Origin of the sequence: Vibrio ouci (assembly GCF_004551525.1) — a bacterium.
Taxonomy (GTDB): domain Bacteria; phylum Pseudomonadota; class Gammaproteobacteria; order Enterobacterales; family Vibrionaceae; genus Vibrio; species Vibrio ouci.
Map to the genome: position 1 here is coordinate 1 of NZ_SATR01000394.1, position 401 is coordinate 401.

General features: G+C 35.9%; 1 protein-coding gene. It reads right to left on the reverse strand.

What is annotated here, in order from left to right; genetic code table 11:
- The coding region (locus ELS82_RS28055) for a hypothetical protein (protein ID WP_167489580.1) at positions 1-401 on the reverse strand (401 nt) is incomplete at both ends.

Consider the following 401-nt stretch of genomic DNA (forward strand, 5'->3'; position numbering starts at 1 on the left):
AAATAGATAGCAAGGAAAATAAAATGTAGTATTTTTCTCTGAATATTCAAGCCATGGATAACTTTTGAACCAATGAGACTGAAATCGACGAGGATGTTTTTTACCAGTCAGCGGATATTCAGACATCAGAGGTTGATATGGCCCCAAATTAATGTATGCCCTTCTAATTTCATCTTGTTGATTAACCGGGTATTCCCAAATTTGAGGACGATTGCTTGGATCTCTAATCAGATGAGCAATGTCAATTCTAGTAGGAGGCTGCTCATTAATCAATGCAGGTTCTTCATAAATTGAAGCACATTGGGGTTGTTCAACCATAACTTCAACATTACACATTGGAGTTGATTCACTAGGCTGTGAGTTATCAATATTTTTCCTCTTTTTCTCAAAAAAGGAATCAA